This is a genomic window from Actinoplanes sp. NBC_00393 (assembly GCF_036053395.1).
Taxonomy (GTDB): domain Bacteria; phylum Actinomycetota; class Actinomycetes; order Mycobacteriales; family Micromonosporaceae; genus Actinoplanes.
On record NZ_CP107942.1, the window covers coordinates 10,394,043 to 10,413,744 of the forward strand.

16 protein-coding genes and 1 pseudogene are annotated in these 19,702 nt (G+C 72.6%); 12 read left to right on the forward strand and 5 right to left on the reverse strand.

The window, feature by feature from the left end:
• Window positions 1-79 precede the first annotated feature (79 nt).
• Window positions 80-1,630: a MocR-like pyridoxine biosynthesis transcription factor PdxR gene (gene pdxR, locus OHA21_RS48250; RefSeq protein ID WP_328467167.1), complete on the forward strand. Its 1,551-nt coding sequence runs from the start codon at window positions 80-82 to the stop codon at window positions 1,628-1,630.
• Window positions 1,631-1,791: 161 nt separating this feature from the next.
• Here pdxR and OHA21_RS48255 read toward each other — a convergent pair.
• Both OHA21_RS48255 and OHA21_RS48260 read right to left on the reverse strand, forming a co-directional pair.
• Window positions 1,792-2,817 (reverse strand): annotated as a pseudogene (locus OHA21_RS48255) (APC family permease); the annotation flags it as partial.
• Between the two features lie 185 nt (window positions 2,818-3,002).
• Window positions 3,003-3,629, reverse strand: a complete 627-nt coding sequence (locus OHA21_RS48260; protein WP_328467169.1) for a TIGR03085 family metal-binding protein — start codon at window positions 3,627-3,629, stop codon at window positions 3,003-3,005.
• A 123-nt stretch (window positions 3,630-3,752) separates the two neighbouring features.
• Between OHA21_RS48260 and OHA21_RS48265 the strand changes: the two genes are divergently transcribed.
• Together OHA21_RS48265 and OHA21_RS48270 are read left to right on the forward strand one after the other, a co-directional pair.
• On the forward strand, window positions 3,753-5,516 hold the full coding sequence (locus OHA21_RS48265) for an ABC transporter ATP-binding protein (protein ID WP_442875037.1): 1,764 nt from the start codon (window positions 3,753-3,755) through the stop codon (window positions 5,514-5,516).
• Window positions 5,513-7,273 carry an ABC transporter ATP-binding protein gene (locus tag OHA21_RS48270; protein ID WP_328467171.1) on the forward strand — a complete coding sequence of 587 codons (1,761 nt, stop codon included), beginning with the start codon at window positions 5,513-5,515 and terminating at the stop codon, window positions 7,271-7,273. Before OHA21_RS48265 ends, OHA21_RS48270 begins: the two co-directional genes overlap by 4 nt.
• A gap of 103 nt (window positions 7,274-7,376) precedes the next feature.
• On the opposite strand, the gene rpsD is transcribed toward OHA21_RS48270, so the two are convergent.
• Window positions 7,377-7,985, reverse strand: coding sequence for a 30S ribosomal protein S4 (rpsD, locus tag OHA21_RS48275; protein WP_328467173.1), 609 nt, complete (start codon window positions 7,983-7,985; stop codon window positions 7,377-7,379).
• A gap of 70 nt (window positions 7,986-8,055) precedes the next feature.
• Between rpsD and OHA21_RS48280 the strand changes: the two genes are divergently transcribed.
• Window positions 8,056-8,799 (forward strand): DUF2470 domain-containing protein, encoded by a 744-nt coding sequence (locus OHA21_RS48280; protein ID WP_328467175.1) that lies wholly within the window; start codon window positions 8,056-8,058, stop codon window positions 8,797-8,799.
• A 114-nt stretch (window positions 8,800-8,913) separates the two neighbouring features.
• Here OHA21_RS48280 and OHA21_RS48285 read toward each other — a convergent pair whose 3' ends face one another.
• A complete protein-coding gene (locus tag OHA21_RS48285) occupies window positions 8,914-10,839 on the reverse strand; it encodes a hypothetical protein (RefSeq protein ID WP_328467177.1) in 1,926 nt (641 codons plus the stop codon).
• 224 nt (window positions 10,840-11,063) lie between these two features.
• Between OHA21_RS48285 and hisI the strand changes: the two genes are divergently transcribed.
• From hisI to OHA21_RS48300, 3 genes are read left to right on the forward strand one after another with little or no spacing between them, the layout of a single operon-like run.
• Complete coding sequence (hisI, locus tag OHA21_RS48290; RefSeq protein WP_328467179.1) at window positions 11,064-11,429, forward strand: phosphoribosyl-AMP cyclohydrolase; 366 nt, start codon at window positions 11,064-11,066, stop codon at window positions 11,427-11,429.
• Entirely contained in the window at window positions 11,426-12,931 is a 1,506-nt protein-coding gene (locus OHA21_RS48295; RefSeq protein ID WP_328467181.1) for an anthranilate synthase component I, read from the forward strand. The genes hisI and OHA21_RS48295 overlap by 4 nt, the downstream gene beginning before the upstream one ends.
• A complete protein-coding gene (locus OHA21_RS48300; RefSeq protein WP_328467182.1) occupies window positions 12,928-13,536 on the forward strand; it encodes a Trp biosynthesis-associated membrane protein in 609 nt (202 codons plus the stop codon). The genes OHA21_RS48295 and OHA21_RS48300 overlap by 4 nt, the downstream gene beginning before the upstream one ends.
• 25 nt (window positions 13,537-13,561) lie before the next feature.
• Here the strand turns inward: OHA21_RS48300 and OHA21_RS48305 are convergent, their stop codons facing one another.
• Entirely contained in the window at window positions 13,562-13,837 is a 276-nt protein-coding gene (locus OHA21_RS48305) for a hypothetical protein (RefSeq protein WP_328467184.1), read from the reverse strand.
• A gap of 320 nt (window positions 13,838-14,157) precedes the next feature.
• On the opposite strand from OHA21_RS48305, the gene trpC reads away from it, so the two are divergent.
• The 5 genes from trpC to OHA21_RS48330 all read left to right on the forward strand — a co-directional run bounded on the left by trpC (window position 14,158) and on the right by OHA21_RS48330 (window position 19,425).
• Complete coding sequence (gene trpC, locus OHA21_RS48310; protein WP_328467186.1) at window positions 14,158-15,015, forward strand: indole-3-glycerol phosphate synthase TrpC; 858 nt, start codon at window positions 14,158-14,160, stop codon at window positions 15,013-15,015.
• Window positions 15,012-16,253, forward strand: a complete 1,242-nt coding sequence (gene trpB, locus OHA21_RS48315) for a tryptophan synthase subunit beta (RefSeq protein WP_328467188.1) — start codon at window positions 15,012-15,014, stop codon at window positions 16,251-16,253. Before trpC ends, trpB begins: the two co-directional genes overlap by 4 nt.
• Window positions 16,250-17,050 carry a tryptophan synthase subunit alpha gene (trpA, locus tag OHA21_RS48320; protein WP_328467190.1) on the forward strand — a complete coding sequence of 267 codons (801 nt, stop codon included), beginning with the start codon at window positions 16,250-16,252 and terminating at the stop codon, window positions 17,048-17,050. The genes trpB and trpA overlap by 4 nt, the downstream gene beginning before the upstream one ends.
• A gap of 84 nt (window positions 17,051-17,134) precedes the next feature.
• On the forward strand, window positions 17,135-18,220 hold the full coding sequence (gene lgt / locus OHA21_RS48325) for a prolipoprotein diacylglyceryl transferase (RefSeq protein WP_328467192.1): 1,086 nt from the start codon (window positions 17,135-17,137) through the stop codon (window positions 18,218-18,220).
• A gap of 14 nt (window positions 18,221-18,234) precedes the next feature.
• The gene (locus tag OHA21_RS48330; protein ID WP_328467194.1) at window positions 18,235-19,425 is read left to right on the forward strand and encodes an FAD-dependent oxidoreductase; all 1,191 of its coding nucleotides are present in this window, start codon (window positions 18,235-18,237) and stop codon (window positions 19,423-19,425) included.
• Window positions 19,426-19,702: the final 277 nt, after the last annotated feature.

The following is a 19,702-nucleotide window of genomic DNA, read 5'->3' on the forward strand; positions in this document are numbered from 1 at the left end:
AACATCAATTGACCGCCCACCTTAATCCTAGTCAGCCCGTAGCTTCGGGCCAGCCCACCGACCGGCCGAGAATGGACGCGTGGATCTGGTCATCGACATCGAGCCCGGCTCCGGCGAGACGACCGCCGCGGTGTACCGGGCGCTGCGCGCGGCCATCGTGGACGGCCGGGTGCCGTCCGGCCACCGGCTGCCGGCCACCCGGGTGCTCGCCGCTGACCTGGGAGTCTCCCGGGGCAGCGTGGCCGGCGCCTACGAGCGGCTGGTGGCCGAGGGTTATCTGACGGCACGGGTCGGCGCCGGCACCTTCGTGGCCGGGACGCCGGCCGGCCGCCGTGCGCCGCGCCCGGCGCCGGATCCGCTGCGCCCGCGCTCCGGCTGGACGCTCACCCCGCAGCGGACCAGCGGGCAAGAGCCCGCCCCGAGGTACGACTTCCGCGCCGGCATCCCGGACGCCCGGCTCTTCCCGTTCGACACGTGGCGGCGGCTGGTCGGTGCGGAGCTGCGGCTGCGGGCGAACAACCCGGGCACGTACGCCGACCCGGCCGGCCACCCGGCGCTGCGGTCCGCGGTCGCCCGCTATCTCGGGTACGCCCGTTCGCTCGCGACCACCGCCGACGAGGTGGTGGTCACCAACGGCACCCAGCACGCGCTGGACCTGATCGCCCGGGTCGTGCTGCGCCCCGGTGACGTGGCGGCGGTCGAGGAGCCGGGTTACCCACCGGCCCGCCGCCTCTTCGGCTCGCTGGGCGCCCGGGTGGTGGGCGTGCCGGTCGACGAGCAGGGACTGGTGGTCTCCGCTCTCCCGGACCGGTGCCGCCTGGTGTACCTGACTCCGTCGCACCAGTTCCCGCTGGGCGGGGTGATGAGCCTGGCCCGCCGGCGGGAGTTGCTGGACTGGGCCGGGCAACGGCAGGTGGCGATCGTCGAGGACGACTACGACAGCGAGTTCCGGTTCTGCGCGCGGCCACTCGAACCGTTGCGCGCGCTGGATCGGCACGGCCGGGTGCTCTACGTGGGGACGTTCTCGAAGAGCATGCTGCCGGCGATGCGGACCGGGTTCGTGCTGGTGCCGCCGGGACTGCGCCCGGCGATCCTGGCGGCCCGTCAGCTGAGTGACGCGTACGGGCAGGTGGCGGTGCAGGCGGCGCTGGCCCGGTTCATCGACGAGGGGCAGCTGGCCCGGCACGTGCGGCGGGCCGGACGGGCGTACGAGGACCGGCGTACCCGGATCGTCGGCATGCTGGAGCGGATGCCCGGCCTGACGGTCGTGCCCTCCTCGGCCGGGCTGCACGTGACCGCCCTGCTGCCGCCCGGCGCCGACACCACCCGGATCGTGACCGCGGCTCGCCGGGCCGGCCTGGCCTTGGAGGACCTGTCGGCCTATGCCGGCGAGGGCCCGGCGGATCCACCGGGCCTGGTGTTCGGCTTCGGCGCGGTGGATCCGGAGCTGATCGAGGAGGGGCTGGCCGTCCTCGGCCGCCTCCTGCCGGCTCAGGCCTCGCAGGCGAGCGGCTCAGCCGAAGCCGAACCCGAGCCCGAAGCGGGAGCCGAGGCCGAAGCGGGAGCCGAGGCCGAAGCGGGAGCCGAAGCGGGAGCCGGGACCGGAGCCCGCCGCAGCCGCCAGCTCTGATAACCGATCGCACCGGCCGCCACGACGACGCTGAACAGCGCCGGCAACCCGTTCAGCCACAGCAGCCCGACCACGGCCACGAACGCGAACCCGGCGGTCACCCGGGACCACCCGGCCGGCAGCAGGCGCAGCGCGGCCGCGGTGCCGAGCACGTACACCAGCGTGAAACACCCGGTGACCAGCAGCGCGGCGGTGTGCAGGTCGATCGGCAGCAGCGCCGCCACGATGCTGCCGGCGAAGATGAAGGTCAGCGACCGGCGCTGGCTCCCGAACACCCGGGTCGGCAGCGCGCCGTCGGTGGCCAGCGCCGCGCCGAGCCGGCTCGCCCCGGCGTAGTAGGCGTTGACCGCCCCCAGGGTCAGGACCACCGCGACGACCGCGGTCAGCAGGCGCACCGGACCGCCGAGCCCGATTGCGAGCAGGTCGGAGAGCGGCGCGCGGCTGCCGGCCAGGGCGGGGCCGAGCGCCAGCACGCTGACCGCCGCGACCGCGAGGTAGAGCACGCCGACCACGACGACCGCGATCAGCGTGGCCCGCGGGACGTCGCGGCGCGGGTTGCGGTACTCCGCGGAGAGCGAGGAGAGCGCCTCCCAGCCGGCGAAACCCCAGACCAGGATGGCCGCGGCGGCGCCGACGCCGGCCCAGCCGTGCGGCGCGAACGGGGTGAGGTTGTCCCAGCGGGCGTGCGGCAGGGCGGCGACGACGGTCACCACGAGCAGCACCGCCAGGACCGCAGAGAGCACCAGCTGCACCCGGCCGGAGATCCGCAGGCCGAACCAGTTCATCCCGAACGCGATGCCGATCAGCACCAGGAACGTCGCGAACTCGGTGGGCCGGCCGCCGCCGATGACGTCCGCCACGTACCCCCCGGTGAAGGCGGCGGCGACCGGCGCGCCGAGCGGCACCGCGAAGTAGAAGCACCAGCCGACCGCGGCCGCGATCCGCGGCCCGAACGCCATCCGGGCGTAGGTGGAGACCCCGCCGCCGTCCGGGTAGCGGGCGCCGAGAGCGGCGAACGTCCAGGCCAGAGGTGCGGAGAGCAGGATCAGGGCGAGCCAGGCGATCAGCGCGGCCGGCCCGGCCGCCTCGGCGGCGAGCGCGGGCAGGGAGATCAGCCCGGTGCCCAGGACGGCGCCGACGGAGAGCGCGGTTCCCTGGGAGACGGACAGGCCGGTGCGAACGTTCATACGGTCGAACCTAGGCGGCGATTGGCGTCCGTCGCGAGCCAATTCCGCCCGGATCAAAAGGGCCAATTCAAGGGCGTTTCCGGTACGGGAGTGTCAGCTCCGCCGAATTTTCGCCGTCCCCGCTCTCCCGCGCGATCAGCAGCGCCCTTGCGGCCTCAGCGCGTCCGCCGGGAAGAGGCAGGCCGTCAGACGCCGAGTCGCGCCGTGCGCAGTCGCTCGGCCAGAGCCGGATCGCCGTCGATGTCGACGCGGGCGGAGCGTTGCCGTCCGGAGAAGAAGAGGGCCAGCTCACCAGCGTCTCCGGAGATCCGGACCTGAGGCTGCTCACCGACCCGGATCGGGTCGAACCCGGTCGCGGTGACCTCGGCCGCGATCTTGAGCCGGCGCAGGGCGGCCCGCGCGGTGAGCTTCACAGTGCGCCAAAGAGCGGCCTGCTCGGCCTGATCGAGAGGCCGCGGCGTCCACTCCGGGCCGGCCCGGCGGACGTCCTCGTGGTGGATGAAGAACTCCAGAGTGTTCACCAGCGGGTCGGTGAGCGGGTTGCTGACCGGGCTCCAGGCGGGTGGTTTGCGCAGCTGGTCGACCAGTTCCGGGTACGGCAGCGCGGCGCGGGCCAGGCGGACCCGCTCGCCGTACGCCGCCAGGGGTTTGATCAGGATGCCGGCGGCCGAGTCCGGCCGGCGTTCCCGGACCACGATGTGTGCCGCCAGGTCCCGGGTGGTCCACCCGGTGCAGAGCGTCGGCGCGTCCGGACCAGTGCTGAGCAGCAGGTCGGCGAGGAGCTCGCGCTCCCGGCGGGCGTAGTTGGTCATCGGTCGATATTAGGCGATGTAATTGTGGCCACAAGGTAAACCGGTGGGGCCTCGACGGCTCGTTGGGCAGGATGGAACGTAAGGCCGGAAACCCCGGCCAATGCTTACCAGTCGGGTAGGAAATTGAGCAGCAGAACCAGCAACGACGTGCTGGTACGGGGTCTGCGGGTGCTCGGCCACGCGATCCGTACCGAACCACGGCTCTTCACCGTCAGCGTGCTCGGCAGCAGCCTCTTCGGCCTGCTGATCATTGCCAACTCGTACGTCGTGGGTGCGATCGTCGGCGAGGTCGTGGTGCCCGCCTTCGCGGCCGGCAGCGTGACCACCGGCCAGCTCGCGCTGATCGCCGCGGTGCTGCTGGGGATCAGCGGCCTGCGGGTGGCGAGCATCTTCGGGCGGCGCCTCGGCGCCGGGTTCATGCAGTTCCGCCTGCAGGCCCGGTATCGCAGCGCGGTCACCCGGCGCTATCTGAAACTGCCGCCCGCCTGGCACCAGCGGCACGCGACCGGCACACTGCTCTCCAACGCCAGCTCCGACGTCGAGGCGGCGTTCGGGGTGATCGCCCCGATGCCGTTCGCGGTCGGCACCATCGTGATGATCTTCGCCGCGGTGATCTCGCTGTTCTTCACCGACTGGGTCCTCGCGCTGGTCGGCGTGGCGCTGTTCCCGGCCCTGTTCGCGCTGAACTTCTTCTACTCCCGGCGGATGTCGCCCCGGCAGATCCACTCCCAGCGGATGCGCGCCAAGGTCAGCGAGGTGGCGCACGAGAGCTTCGACGGCGCGCTGGTGGTCAAGACGATGGGCCGCGAGGCCGACGAGTCGCGCCGCTTCGGCGTCTTCGTCACCGAGCTGCGCGACGCGCTGATCTCGGTGGGCCGGCTGCGCGGCGTCTTCGACCCGCTGATGGACAGCCTGCCCAGCGTCGGCACCCTAGCCGTGCTGCTGCTCGGCACCTGGCGCCTGCAGACCGGCGCGATCAGCGTGACCGAACTGGTCAGCGTCGCGTTCCTGTTCACCGTGCTGGCCTTCCCGGTCCGCGCGATCGGCTGGGTGGTCGGCGAGCTGCCGCGCAGCGTGGCCGGCTGGGAGCGGGTCGAGGCGGTGCTGTCGGCCGAGGGCGACATGGCGTACGGCGACGGCGCCCTCACCGACGACGGTCCGGCCGAGCTGCGGTTCGAGCAGGTCGACTTCCGGTACGCGGACGGTCCTCCGGTCCTGCGGGACGTGACCTTCACCGTGCCGGCCGGCAAGACCGTCGCCCTGGTCGGCGCCACCGGCTCGGGCAAGTCGACGATCGCCTCGCTGGCGGTGCGGCTGGTCGACCCGGAGGCCGGCCACGTGGCGATCGACGAGGTGAAGCTGCCCGATCTCTCCGGCGCCGCGCTGGCCGGGGCGACCGCCCTGGTCCCGCAGGTGCCGTTCGTGTTCGACGACACGGTCCGCGGCAACATCGCCCTGGACCGCCCGGGGATCGGCGACGACGAGGTGTGGAAGTCGCTGCGGCTCGCCCAGGCCGACGGGTTCGTCGGCGGCCTGCCGGAGAAGCTGGACACCGCGGTCGGCGAGCGGGGCACCTCGCTCTCCGGCGGCCAGCGGCAGCGGCTCACCCTGGCCCGCGCGCTGGCCGGCCGGCCCCGGCTGCTGGTGCTCGACGACGCCACCAGCGCGGTGGACCCGCGGGTCGAGGCGGCGATCCTGGACGCGCTCCGGCACGCCGGGACGTCGATCCTGGTGGTCGCGTACCGGCGGGCCACCATCGCGCTCGCCGACGAGGTGGTCTACCTGCACCAGGGCCGGGTGGTGGCGACCGGCACGCACACCGAGCTGATGGCGGCGCAGCCGGGCTACCGGGAGCTGGTCACCGCGTACGAGAAGGCGGACCGATGAGCAGCGACGGGACCCTGGCGACCGTCAAGCGTGGGCTGGCGCTCTCGCCCGAGTTGCGTACCGGGCTGGCCGGCACGGTCGTGCTGGCGATCCTGCAGATGTCCGGCCGGGTGGCTGTGCCGATCGCCATCCAGCAGGGCATCGACCGGGGCATCCGCGCGCCCGGCGGCCCCGACGTGCAGATCGTCCTGGTGATCGTCGCGCTCACCCTCGTCGCGCTGGCGATCTCGACGCTCTGCGGATATCTGATGACCCGGCGGCTGTTCACGGTCAGCGAGACCGCGCTCGGCGGCCTGCGGTCCCGGACCTTCCGGCACATCCACGACCTGTCGATGCTGCACCAGCAGTCCGAGCGGCGCGGCTCGATGGTGTCCCGGGTGACCGGCGACGTCGACCAGATCTCCCAGTTCCTGCAGACCGGCGGGGTGCAGCTGCTGCTTGCCGGCGGCCAGCTGATCGTGTCGACCGTGGTGATGTTCGTCTACTCCTGGCAGCTCGCCGTCGTGGTGCTGCTCGCCTTCGGGCCCGCGGTGCTGGTGATCCGGCTGTTCCAGAAGCGGCTCGCCGCCGTGTACCGGACGGTTCGCGAACGTACCGGGGTGATGCTCGGGGTGATCGCGGAGAGCGTGGTCGGTGCCACCGTGATCCGCGCGTACGGTGTGGCCGGCCGCACCGAGGCCCGGCTGGACACCGCGATCGTGGACCTGCGCAAGGCGCAGCAGCGGGCCATGCGGACCAGCGTGACCAGCTTCTCCAGCGGCGAGATCGGCGCCGGTCTGGCGCTGGCCGGCGTGGTCGTGGTGGGGACGCTGCTCGGCGTGCAGGGTGAGCTCACCGTGGGCCGGCTGACCGCGTTCCTGTTCCTGGTCACGCTCTTCATCCAGCCGGTGCAGATCGCCACCGACATGCTCAACGAGGCGCAGAACGCGGTGGCCGGCTGGCGCCGGATCCTCGACGTGCTGGACGTGGACCCGGACGTGGCCGACCCGGACGACGACGGCGTGGAGTTGCCGGCCGGGCCGCTGTCGGTGCGCTTCGCCGACGTGTCGTTCCACTACCCGGGCGGCCCAACCGTGCTGTCCGGGGTGGATCTGGAGATCCCGGCGCGGACCAAGGTGGCCGTGGTGGGCGAGACCGGCAGCGGCAAGACGACGTTCGCGAAGCTGCTCACCCGGCTGATGGACCCGGCTGCCGGGGCGGTGCTGCTCGGCGGGGTGCCGCTGACCAGCGTGCGGTTCTCGTCGCTGCGCTCGCGGGTGGTGATGGTGCCGCAGGACGGCTTCCTCTTCGACGCCACGGTCGCCGAGAACATTTTGTTCGCCCAGCCCGAAATGACTGACGACCAGCTCCGGGACGCCTTCACTGAGCTGGGTCTCGGCGACTGGCTGGCCGGTCTGCCGGAGGGGCTGCAAACCCCGGTCGGGGAGCGCGGCGAGGCGCTCAGCGTGGGGGAGCGGCAGCTCGTGGCGCTGGTCCGCGCCTATGTGGCCGACCCGGACCTGCTGGTGCTCGACGAGGCGACAAGCGCGGTGGACCCGGCCACCGAGGTGAGGTTGCAGCACGCACTCGATCTCGTGACGCGGGGCCGGACCACGGTGACGATCGCGCACCGGCTGTCGACGGCCGAGGCCGCTGACGAGGTGATCGTCGTGGATGCGGGCCGCGTCGTGCAACGCGGCCCGCACGCCCGCCTCGTCGCCGAGGAGGGTTCGATCTACGCAAAGCTCTACGCCAGCTGGTTGGAACAAACGCGCTGACCGGCGCTCAAAGCCCGGTGAGATGAGCGCGTCGCTCGCAGTGGCCGCACGGACGCGACCACTGCGAGAGGCCCGCCATCTCAGCGATTCACGAGCTCCGTCATCAACGGGCGTAGTACTCGACCACGAGCTGCTCGTCGCAGAGCACCGGGACCTCGGAACGCTGCGGCGCCCGGATCACGGTGGTGCGCAGCTCCTCCAGAACGGTGGAGAGGTACGGCGCGGTCGGGCCGTCGATGTGCGTACCGGTAGCCGCGATCTGGAACGGCGGCTTCTGCCGGCTGCTCTCCTTGACCTCGATAACCTGGCCGGGCTTCAGCTTGTAGCCGGGGCGGTCCACCTTCTTGCCGTCCACGGTGAAGTGACCGTGCACGACGAGCTGGCGGGCCTGGTAGATGGTCCGGGTGAAACCGGCACGGAACACCGTGGCGTCGAGGCGGCGCTCGAGCAGCGTGACCATCGTCTCGCCGGTCTTGCCCTCCGCCTTGTGCGCGGCGTCGTACGCGGCCCGCATCTGGACCTCGCTGATGTTGTACTGGTGGCGCAGCCGCTGCTTCTCCAGCAGCCGGACCTGGTAGTCCGAGCTCTTGCGGCGTCCCCGGCCGTGCACGCCGGGCGGGAACGGGCGCCGCTCGAAGTACTTGACGCACTTACGCGTCAGCGGGATTCCGAGAGCTCGGGAGAGCTTCGCCTTGGGTCGAGAGTTGTTCAACTGCGATCTCCTGTTACGGTAAGCCTTGCCTAACTTAGGTAAGCCTAACCGGTGCCCGGAGGTGCTCGTCATGCAACCCAGTCCCGCCGAGATCGCGCGCACGCTCGCCGCCGGTCACCTGCCCGCCGTCGCCCACATCGCCTGCCGTCCCGGACCCGTTCCGGTCCGGCACGTCACCGACGGTCAGGGACGCGTGCTGCTTCTCGTGCCCAGCGAGGGTACCCTCGCTGCCGCACTCCGGCCACAGGACGGTAACGACGACACAGCGCTGGTCCTCGATATCCGCGACGTGCCGCCGATGGCTACTTCGCCGTCGCTCGGCCGGGTCTGGGTCTCCGGCTGGGCAGTCCAGCTGACCGGCGACGATGCCCGGGTCGCGGCGCTGGATTACGCCGACACCGACGCCTGCGGAGACCTGCTCGACATCGGGGAGAGCCAGGCTCTCTACCGGATGGAGGTGGCCGAGGTCCGCTACGAACGTAACGAAAGTCTCGTCGAGATCGACCCCGACGACTACGCCGAGGCGACTCCGGACCCGCTGCGGGCCGTCGAGTTCGACCTGATCGCCGACCTCGCCGACCACCACATGACCGAGATGAGCGACTACGTGCGCCGGCAGCTCGGCCCGGCCGCCCGTCCCGGCGACGAGCCCAAGGTGGTCCGCCTGGACCGGTACGGCTTCCTGGTCCGGATGGGCGGGCGCAGCGCCCGGCTCGCCTTCCCGCGCCCGGTCACCGACCGGCACGACCTGGCCCACCTGCTGCACCCGATCCTCTGCCGCCGCTGCACGGCGCACGAGGAGACCGCCGCCTGAGCGGCCCTTGAACGAGGCGGGATCCCGGCGGCCACCTTCTGCCGCCGTCTGGCCGCGGGATCCCGCTTCTGTGCCCTGCCGACCGGTGCCGCGGTCGGCAGGGCACAACTCTTCCTACAGCGACAAGATCCGGTCGAGGAACTCGCGGTAGCCGCGCATGGCCATCCGCATGCTCTCGGTGTCCGGAGTGTCGGTGCCGCGCAGCGGGTCCAGCTCGTCCCGCTCGGCCAGCAGCACCTCGGTGAGCTCGTTCACCGCGTCGGTGAGCAGGTCGTGCGCCCGGGTCAGCGCGGTGACCGGGTCGTCGACGAACTCCGCCTTGACCTCGTGCCACGCCGCCCGGAAGTGCCGGGCCGCGTCATCGTCCCAGATGGTGCGCCCGATCACCGGCGCCGCCGCGGCGGACAGCTCGGCGATCGGCGCGGCCTCGTCGTTGCGGCCGGACCGGCGGCCCGCCCGGCGAACCGGCTCGACATCCTCCAGGCTGGCCGAGCGGCGCGGCGCCGGCTGCGGCTCCTCGCTCTCCTCCAGGCCACGCCGGCCGGTGCCACCGACCGCGTGCCCGGTGACCATGCTGTCCGCAACGCCCGGCGGGAACGCCTGGAACTCGGGCGGCGGCGGGGCCGCCGGGGTGACCGACGCGACACCGAACGCCTCGCCGGAGCGGCCCAGGCTGTAACCGGCCGGGCTGAACCCGAAGGCGCCCTCGGCCGACGGCGGCAGACCCGCGTACCCACCGTTCTCCGGCGTCTCGGTGGGCCGGTCGACCGACAGGTCCGGCGGCGTCCGCGTCGCGGGGATCTGCACGGCCTGGACCGTCGCCGAGGGCGGCTGCACGGTCGGCGGCTGCGCGGGCGACACCGGTGCGGTGGCGGCCGGGTCGGCGGGCTCGGCGGCCGGCTGCGGCGCGCCGGAGACCGGCTCGAGCGTTCCGGCCGCGTGGTCCGGCGTGAAGTCCGGCAGCCCGAAGGCGCCGGGTGCGAACCCGGGCGACACCGGTGCGCCGGAGACCGGGCCGGTGGCCGGCCCGGCCGGACCCGGCACGACCGGGTGGGTGAGCCCCGGCACCGCGGCCCAGCCGGCGGCCGGCCGCGGTGGCTCCGCCGGGGTGGCCGGTGACTCCTCGCCCACCTCCCCGACGAGGCCGGGCGGTGGCAGGACGGGCTTGCCGTCCGGGCCCGACGCCTCGCCGGTCGTCGCGTAACCGGGCGCCCCTGCCCGTCCGTTCATGTCTTCACGTCCGTTCTCGTCGCTAGGGCCCGCCATCTCGGCGGCGTCCTGGTCGGCCTCCGGCGGGGTTTCCTCCGCAGGAGCGTCCGCCGGTGTCGCACCGGCCGAGTCGTCGGCCGGCTGGTCGGCGACTGGAGAGTCACCAGTCTCAGCAGCTTCCGGTTCGCCCGGTTCGGTGGCTTCCGCGGCCTCGGCCACGGCTTCCGGTTCGTCCGGACGGTCGTCGTCCGCCGGCTCGGCGGCGTTGCGGCTGCCGAACAGGAACCGTCCGGTGCCCCGGCGCCCACCGAGGACGAATCCACCGAAAGTGCTCTCGCGGCCAGTGTCACCGCCCTCCGGCTCCTGGGACTTTACGTCCTGAACGGGCTCCGGCCCGTCCTCCGTTGGGACTGAGTGATCAGTATCGCCGTGCCGTGATCGTGCTGGTGGGCCCGAGAACGGGCGGCCCGCGCCGGGGTTGCGCGACGGTCCGGAACCGGTCCGTCCGGCCGCCCGATTCAGACCGAACGGGTCAGCCGGCGGTCGATCCCCGTTCGCGCCGTGACCGGGGACACCGGGGTGGCGGGCCGCCGAGGCGACCGGCAGCAGCGGCGGGGCCGGCGTGCCGAACGTGCCGATCAGCGGGGAGCCGACGAGCAGGTCCGCGGGGGTTTCCAGCGCGTCGGCCGTACGCCGGGAGCCGAGCGCGACCATCTCCGGCTCGTCGGCGGCCGGAGGCTCCGCGGCGCCGTCCACTTCGGGACGGACCTGCCAGAACCGGGCGAGGCCGGGCGAGGACCGGTTGTAGTCGGGGCTGGACGTCGGCTCCATCTCGGTTTTCCCCACTCCCGTCGCGAAGCGCGCCCGCCGGGTGTCTGGACCTGCTGGTAGAGCTGCGCAGACGCACCTGGCGGCGGGGCGCCGGGCAGTCAGGCACATTCCGCGCTTCGGCGACGGTACCGCTCCGGAGTGTCCGGCACATCCCCTGTGACCGGATCGTGGGCCCCCTGTGGGTCGTTACGACCCCGTCGGCCGCTGGGGGGAGAATTCACATCGTGCCCGTACCCGAAGTAGAGAACTCCCTGGATCCGGCGATCGCAGCGCGGCTCAAGCGGACCGCCGACGGCCTGGTCGCGGCGATCGTGCAGGAGCACGGCACCGGCGACGTCCTGATGCTCGCCTGGATGGACGACGAGGCCCTGCGCCGCACCCTCACCACCGGCCGGGCCACGTACTGGTCCCGCAGCCGCGGGGAGTACTGGGTGAAGGGCGCCACCTCCGGCCACTTCCAGCACGTCAAGAACGTCTCGCTGGACTGTGACGGTGACGCCCTGCTGGTGACCGTCGAGCAGATCGGCGCGGCCTGTCACACCGGCACCCACACCTGCTTCACCGACGAGCTGCCCGTGGAGGCGAAGTGACGAGCGGAGCAACCTTCCCCGACGAAGCGGGATTCGTCGGGACGAAAAGGCGGGTCATCCCGGTCACCCGCAAACTGCTGGCCGACGGCGAGACCCCGGTCGGTGTCTACACCAAACTCGCCGGCGGCCCGGGCACCTTCCTTCTCGAGTCGGCGGAGCAGGGCGTGGCCTGGTCGCGCTACTCCTTCATCGGCGTCCGGAGCGCCGCGACGCTGGTCGAGCGGGACGGTCAGGCGGAGTGGCTGGGTACGCCTCCGGAGGGCGTACCCCTCGGTGGTGATCCGGTCGCGGCCCTGCGCGAGACGGTGGCCGCGCTGACCGGCGGAGCGCAACCCCCCGACCTTCCCCCGCTCACCGGCGGCATGGTCGGCTATCTCAGCTACGACCTGGTGCGCCGCTTCGAGCGGCTGCCCGCCACCGCGGCCGACGACGTGCCGCTGCCGGAACTGGGCATGATGCTCGCCACCGATCTGGTGGTGCTCGACCACCACGAGGGTTCGGCGCTGCTGGTGGCCAACGCGGTGCTCGCCGAGGACGCCGACGACGCCGCTCGCCGGGCCGCCTATCACCAGGCGGTCGGCCGGCTCGACGCGATGACCACCGCGCTGTCCCGGCCCACCCCGCCGATGGTCTCCACGGTGGACCGGCGGCCGGCCGGTGACCCGGTCAGCCGGACGGCGCCGGGGGAGTACCAGAAGGCGGTGGAGTCGGCCAAGGAGGCGATCCGGGCCGGCGAGTGCTTCCAGATCGTGGTGGCGCAGCGGTTCGAGCGGCCGACCGACGCCAACGCGCTCGACGTCTACCGGGTGCTGCGGGCCACCAACCCGAGCCCGTACATGTATCTGCTGCGCTTCGACGACTTCGACATCGTCGGCTCCTCGCCGGAGGCGCACCTCAAGGTCAGCGCCAACCGGACCGCGCTGCTGCACCCGATCGCCGGGACCCGCTGGCGGGGTGCCACGCCGGAGCAGGACGCCGCGCTCGCCGCCGAGCTGCTCGCCGACCCGAAGGAACGCTCCGAGCACGTGATGCTCGTCGACCTGGGCCGCAACGACCTGGGCCGGGTCTGCGAGCCCGGTTCGGTCGAAGTGCCGGAATTCGCCCGGATCGAGCGGTACAGCCACGTCATGCACATCGTGTCGACCGTGGTCGGCCGTCTGCGCGACGACCGGTCCGCGTTCGACGCGCTCGCCGCGACCTTCCCGGCCGGCACGCTCTCCGGCGCGCCCAAGGTCCGCGCCATGGAGATCATCGAGGAGCTCGAGCCGACCCGTCGCGGCCTCTACGGCGGCACGGTCGGCTACTTCGGCTTCGCCGGCGACATGGACATGGCGATCGCCATCCGGACCGCCCTGATCAAGGAGGGTGTCGCCTACGTCGGCGCGGGCGCCGGCATCGTCGCCGACTCGGACCCGGCCGCCGAAGAGCAGGAGACCCGCAACAAGGCCGCCGCCGTCCTCGCCGCCATCGCCTCGGCCGAGACGCTGCGCGCTGCCCGATGACCCGCCGCACGCATCTCACGGCCGTCGTCGCCTGCGTGGCCGGCGCCGGGCTCGCCCTCTACGCGGTCACCCGCACCTGGTCAGTCCAGGTCGAACGGCGTACCGGCCTGCCCGACCTGCGTACCGAGCAGACCGGCGCGGACGTACAGCCCTGGCTGGTCGGCCTGGCCCTGGTCGCGCTCGCCGGCACCGGCGCGCTGCTGGCCACCCGCGGCATCGTCCGCCGGGTGCTCGGCGTGCTGTTGATCCTGGCGGGCGCCGGCATCGCGGTCGGCGCCGTCCTGGCCCGGATCGATCTCGACGCCGGGGAGGCCGGCGCCGCGGCCACGATCTGGCCGGTGGCCTGCGTGCTGGGCGGCGCGGCGGTGGCAGCGGGCGGCGTGCTCGCCGCGCGGCACGGCCATCAGTGGTCGGCCATGTCCTCCCGGTACGAGCGGACGACAGTCCCCGCTCAACCAGCCCCGGCCGCAGCCGCTCCCGGCCCCGAGGAGGCCGCCGGGAAAGAGCACGGGGAGACCGCGACGGACCCGCCGGAGATCTCCAAGCCCACCGACAACCGGGCGTTCTGGGAGGCTCTGGACCGGGGCGAGGACCCTACTCGTTGATCCCCCGAACGGGTTAACGCCGAGCTCAGCGGCGGGCGCCCGCCAGGGACGCCGTGCGGCGGAGGCGGGCCTCCGAACCGGTGGCGATCATGGCGGCGACGGCGCGGCTGGTCTCGATGCGGGCGCGGGCCCGGGCGCGGTCCGCCTGAATGGCGTCCCAGGCGTTGTCCCGGGCAGTACGGACGTTCGCCGGGCCGACCACCACCCGCTGCACTCCGGTGGCCACGTCGGCCGCGAGGGACACGAGAGTCCGGGAGAGGGTGGCGAACCCGATCGGCTGGGTAGGTGAGGCAGTGGCCATCGTTCTACTCCGCAATCATCGTCCGGCTGGCAGCGCACGAGGCGCCGGGACAAGTCTGCCCGAGTCACATGATGGTGGAGTCCTATTTCCGCACGGTGACGGACACGTCAACGCGGGGTGGTATCGGCCGAATGGGGGAGGTCCCGCAGCGCAGCGCGTCGCGCCTGGCAATAAGCTGTGAGGGACGTGACATCCCTTGCCGAGCAGCCTGGCATTATGCCCCAGCCCATTCCGTGAGGCACGCCATACCCCCGGCACCCCGTCACACCCTGTCACCTCCTAGCATCGGGCCGAAGACACCCGGAGAGGGGAGTCATTACGTGACATCCGATCAGGCGGAAACGGGCAGTGGCGGTCCCGGCGCTCCGCAGAACGTTCTCGAAGAGATCCTTGCCGGGGTGCGTGAGGACGTAGCAGCACGTCAGGCGCGTACGCCGCTGGAGAAGGTGCGTGAGCTCGCGGCGGCGGCCCCGCCCGCGATCGACGCGTACGCGGCATTGCGCAAGCCCGGTGTGGCGGTGATCGCGGAGGTGAAGCGGGCATCGCCGTCCAAGGGCGCGCTCGCCGACATCCCCGACCCGGCCGAGTTGGCCGGCGAGTATGCGGCGGGTGGCGCCCGCTGCATCAGTGTGCTCACTGAGGGCCGGTGGTTCGGCGGCTCGCTGGACGACCTCACGGCGGTCCGCAAGTCGGTGAAGATCCCGGTGCTGCGCAAGGACTTCGTCGTCTCCAGCTACCAGGTGCACGAGGCCCGGGCGCACGGCGCCGACCTGGTGCTGCTGATCGTCGCCGCGTTGGAACAGAACGCGCTGGTCGGCCTCCTGGAGCGGATCGAGTCGCTGGGCATGACGGCTCTCGTCGAGGTGCACAACGAGGAGGAGGCCGACCGGGCACTGGAGGCCAACGCGAAGGTGATCGGCGTGAACGCCCGTGACCTCCGCACCCTCGAGGTGGACCGGTCCGTCTTCGAGCGGATCGCGCCGGGCCTGCCGAACAACGTGGTGAAGATCGCCGAGTCCGGCGTGCGCGGGCCGCACGACCTGATCCGGTACGCGTCCGCCGGCGCGGACGCCGTGCTGGTCGGCGAGGGCCTGGTGACCCAGAAGTCGCCGCGCGACGCGGTGGCCGAGCTGGTCAACGCGGGCAACCACCCGGCAACTCCCAGGCCGGTGCGATGACCGCGCCGAGCCTGCCGGATCTAGCCGGGCACTTCGGTAAATACGGCGGCCGGTTCGTCCCGGAAGCGCTGATCAAGGCGCTGGACGAGCTGGACGCCGCGTACCGGTCGGCGAAGACGGACCCTTCGTTTCAGGCTGAGTTCCAGGACCTGTTGCTGAACTACGCCGGCGTGCCGTCGCTGCTGTACCGGGCGAAGCGGCTTTCCGACGCGTTGGGTGCGGAGATCCTGCTGAAGCGGGAGGACCTGAACCACACCGGCGCCCACAAGGTGCGCAACGTGCTGGGCCAGGCGCTGCTCGCCAAGCGGATGGGCAAGCCCCGGGTGATCGCCGAGACCGGCGCCGGCCAGCACGGTGTCGCCAGCGCCACCGCGGCCGCGCTGCTCGACCTCGAGTGCACGGTCTACATGGGCGAGATGGACACCGAGCGGCAGGCGCTCAACGTGGCCCGGATGCGGATGCTCGGCGCCACCGTGGTCCCGGTGACGAACGGCTCCCGGACGCTCAAGGACGCGCTGAACGAGGCGCTGCGCGACTGGGTGACGACCGTCGACACCACGCACTACCTGCTCGGGACCGCGGCCGGGCCGCACCCGTTCCCGGAGCTGGTCCGCGACTTCGTGGGCGGCATCGGGGTGGAGGCCCGGGCACAGTGCCTGGAAACGCTCGGCAGGCTGCCGGACGCCGTGGCGGCGTGCGTCGGTGGCGGGTCGAACGCGATCGGCATCTTCCACGCCTTCGTCCCCGATGAGGGCGTCCGGCTGTATGGCTTCGAGGCCGGCGGCGACGGCGTGGAGACCGGCCGGCACGCGGCGTCGATCACCGGTGGATCGGTGGGGGTGCTGCACGGCAACCGCACCTACCTGCTGCAGGACGACGACGGGCAGACGATCGAGTCGCACTCGATCTCGGCCGGCCTGGACTACCCGGGTGTCGGACCGGAGCACGCCTGGCTGCACGACACCGGCCGGGCGACCTACGAGCCGGTCACCGACGCCGAGGCGATGGCCGCGTTCCAGCTGCTCTGCCGCACCGAGGGGATCATCCCGGCGATCGAGAGCTCGCACGCGCTGGCCGGCGTCGCGAAGATCGCGCCGCGGCTGCGCGAGGAGCTCGGGCGGACGCCGACGATCGTGGTGAACCTGTCCGGGCGCGGTGACAAGGACGTGCACACCGCGGGCGCGTACTTCGGCATCCTCGACCCGGTCGAGACGGTCGTCCCCGGGGAGAACACGTGAGTATTGCGGCAACCTTCGCGAAGGCCAAGTCGGAGAACCGGTCGGTGCTGGTCGGCTGCATGCCGGCCGGCTTCCCGACGGTCGACGACAGCATCGAGCAGATGATCGCGATGCACGAGGCCGGCTGTGACGTGATCGAGGTCGAGCTGCCGTACTCGGACCCGGTGATGGACGGCCCGGTGATCCAGAAGGCGAGCGACATCGCGCTGGCCAACGGGGTCCGCACCCGGGACACCCTGAAGATCATCGACGCGGTCTCGAACGCCGGCGCCACGGTCGTGCTGATGACCTACTGGAACCCGATCGAGAAGTACGGTGTCGACGCGTTCGCCCGGGATCTGGCCGCGGCCGGCGCCACCGGTCTGATCACGCCGGACCTGATCCCGGACGAGGCGCAGGAGTGGATCGCCGCCTCCGACAAGCACGGGATCGACCGGACCTTCCTGGTCGCGCCCAGCTCCACCGACGAGCGGCTGGCGATGACCGTGGCGAACTGCCGGGGCTTCGTCTACGCCACCGCGCTGATGGGTGTCACCGGTGCGCGTACCTCGGTGTCCTCGCAGGCGCCGGAACTGGTGGCCCGGGTGCGCAAGGCCGACCCGGCCATGCCGGTCGGCGTCGGCCTGGGTGTCGGCAACGGCAAGCAGGCCGCCGAGGTCGCCGCGTTCGCGGACGGGGTGATCGTCGGCAGCGCGCTGATCCGCTGCGTGCTGGACGCCCCGGACCGGGCCACCGGCCTGGACCGCCTGCGTGCCCTCAGCAGCGAGCTGGCCGAAGGCGTCCGCTCCCGCGCCTGATCGGAAAACTCCCGCGCCTGATCGGAAAAATTGCCCGCCGCCCGGGCGTCACCACAGAGCCCGGCGGCGGTAGCGTGTGCACCCGTGAACATCGCCGCCATCCCCAGTCCCACCACGTCGGTGTGGCATCTCGGCCCGTTGCCGATCCGGGCGTACGCGCTCTGCATCATCCTCGGCATGGTCGCCGCCGCGCTTCTGATGGAGCAGCGCCTGCGCCACCGGGGGGTGGCGAAATGGGCCTCGCTCGACATGGTGGTGTGGGCGGTGCCGTTCGGCATCATCGGCGCCCGGATCTACCACGTGATCACTTCGCCGCAGGACTACTTCGGCGCCGGCGGTGACCCGATCCGCGCCCTCTACATCTGGGAGGGCGGCCTCGGCATCTGGGGCGCGGTGGCCGGCGGCGCGCTCGGCGCCTGGATCGCGGCGCGCCAGATGGGCCTGCCGCTCAGCGTCTTCGCCGACGCGCTCGCCCCGGCGCTGCCGGTGGCCCAGGCGATCGGCCGGTTCGGCAACTGGTTCAACAACGAGCTGTACGGCAAGGTCACCACCCTGCCGTGGGGGCTCGAGGTGCACGAGATGGACTCCGCCAACCCCGGCCACGCCACGGTGATCGACGGCGAGCCGGTGACCAAGCCGGAGCTCTACCATCCGACCTTCCTCTACGAGGCGGTCTGGAACCTCGGGGTCGCCGGCCTGGTCTGGCTGCTGGACCGCAAGTTCAAGTTCGGCCGGGGCCGGGCGTTCGCGCTCTACATCATGGCCTACACGGCGGGCCGCGCCTGGATCGAGATGCTGCGGGTCGACGAGGCCAACACCTTCTTCGGCGTACGGCTGAACGTCTTCGTCGCGTTCGTCGTCTTCGCCGGCGCGGCCATCTACTTCGTCGCGGTCCGCGGCCCCCGGGAGTACGTGGTGCCGATCGACGCGCCGGAGACCGCTCCCGAGCCGTCCACCGAGAGCGACGTCTCGCAGGTCGACGTCGCCGGGGACGCCGACGCCGAGCGCAAGATGCCGACGGCGTACCAGGTGGTCAGCTACGAACGCTTCCGGGCGTATCAGGAGACCGGCATCCTGCCACCAGCCGGCAGCAACGACTCGGTTTCCGCGTCGGTGGGCGCCTCCGAGACGGACGAGGCCGGCAAACCCCGGCCCGCAGACGAGAACTGATTCCCGGGCCCGGCATGCGCACAGCCGTGGTGGTGGGCGCGGGGATGGCCGGGCTGGCCGCCGCCGGCGCGCTGTCGCGTACCGGCTGGCGGGTCACCCTTCTGGAACGCGGCGAGCGGGTGTCCGGCCCGCCGACCGCGGTGGTGCTCTGGCCGAACGGCCTGCGTGCCCTGCAGGCCCTCGACCCGGACGGCGGCTGGTCGGCGATCGCGTCGCCGCTGCCCGACGGCGGGGTGCGCCGCCCGGACGGCCAGTGGCTGGTCGCGCCCCGCGCCCGCGCCGGCGCCGGGCCCGCACCGGCGGCCGCCCACCTGGAGGACGTCTACGACGCGCTGGTCGCGGGTCTCGGCGAGCACGTCGAGATCCGGACCGGCTTCGACGCCACCACGATCCACACCGGGCCCCGGCAGCGGCCCGCGGTCAGCGACGGCCACTCAACCCTGGAGGCGGATCTGCTGGTCGGCGCGGACGGCATCGACAGCCGGGTCCGTGCCGCGCTGGTGCCCGAGTCGGTGGCGCTCGGCTCCGGCTTCGCCGCCTGGCAGGCCGTCATCCCCGGCTACCGGGTGCCCCGCCTCTCCGACGACCGCTGTCCCGGCGGCGAGATACTCGGCGCTGGCTACCGCTTCGTCGCGATCCCGCTCGGCTCCCGCGCCGCCGGCCGGGGCGGCGTCTACTGGGTCGCCACCGCCGCCGGCGCGACCCGCCCCGAGCCACCCGCCACCCAACTCGCGCTGCTGCGGCGCTGGTTCGCCGGCTGGCCCGAGCCGGTCGGCGAACTCCTCGAGGCCACCCGCCCCGAGGAACTGGTCCCGCAGGGCGTCCGCGAGCTGCGCCCGCTGCCCCGCGCCTACGGTTTCGAGTCCGGTCCCGGCGGCGTCGTGCTGCTCGGCGACGCCGCCCACGCCATGCCGCACCATCTGGGCCAGGGCGCGTGCCTGGCGTTCGAGGACGCGGCCACGCTGTGCACCCTGATGGCCGACGCGGCGCCCGGCCGGGATCTGCGCGCGGCCGTGCAGGCCTACAGCCGGATGCGGCGCCCGCGGACCACCAGCGTGGTCCGGCAGAACCGCCGGATGTCCGCCGTGGTCCAGGCCCGCGGCCGGCTCGCGCTACGCGCCCGCGACGCCGCACTCAACCACATGCGCCCGCGCATCCTGGGCCGCGCCCTGGACCCGGTCCCCGACTGGACCCAACCCGACTAACCCCTTTTCAGTACGGGTATGCCCCGCCCCCGAAATCCTGACCGTCCCGCCGGTTCCACGCGGCCACCTGCAACGCAAGGCCCCACCGCGCCCGCCGGGCTTAAGCACGCCCCCAGCTGACCCCGAACGCTCCTTCCGAGCCCACGAAGCAACGCTGGGCGTCAGCCGCAACCCTCGGGCTGACCGCGAGCGCTGCTTCCGGGGCCGGGAGGCGACGCTGGGCGTCAGCCGCAACCCTCGGGCTGACCGTGGGGGCTGTTTCCGGGCCGGGAAGCGA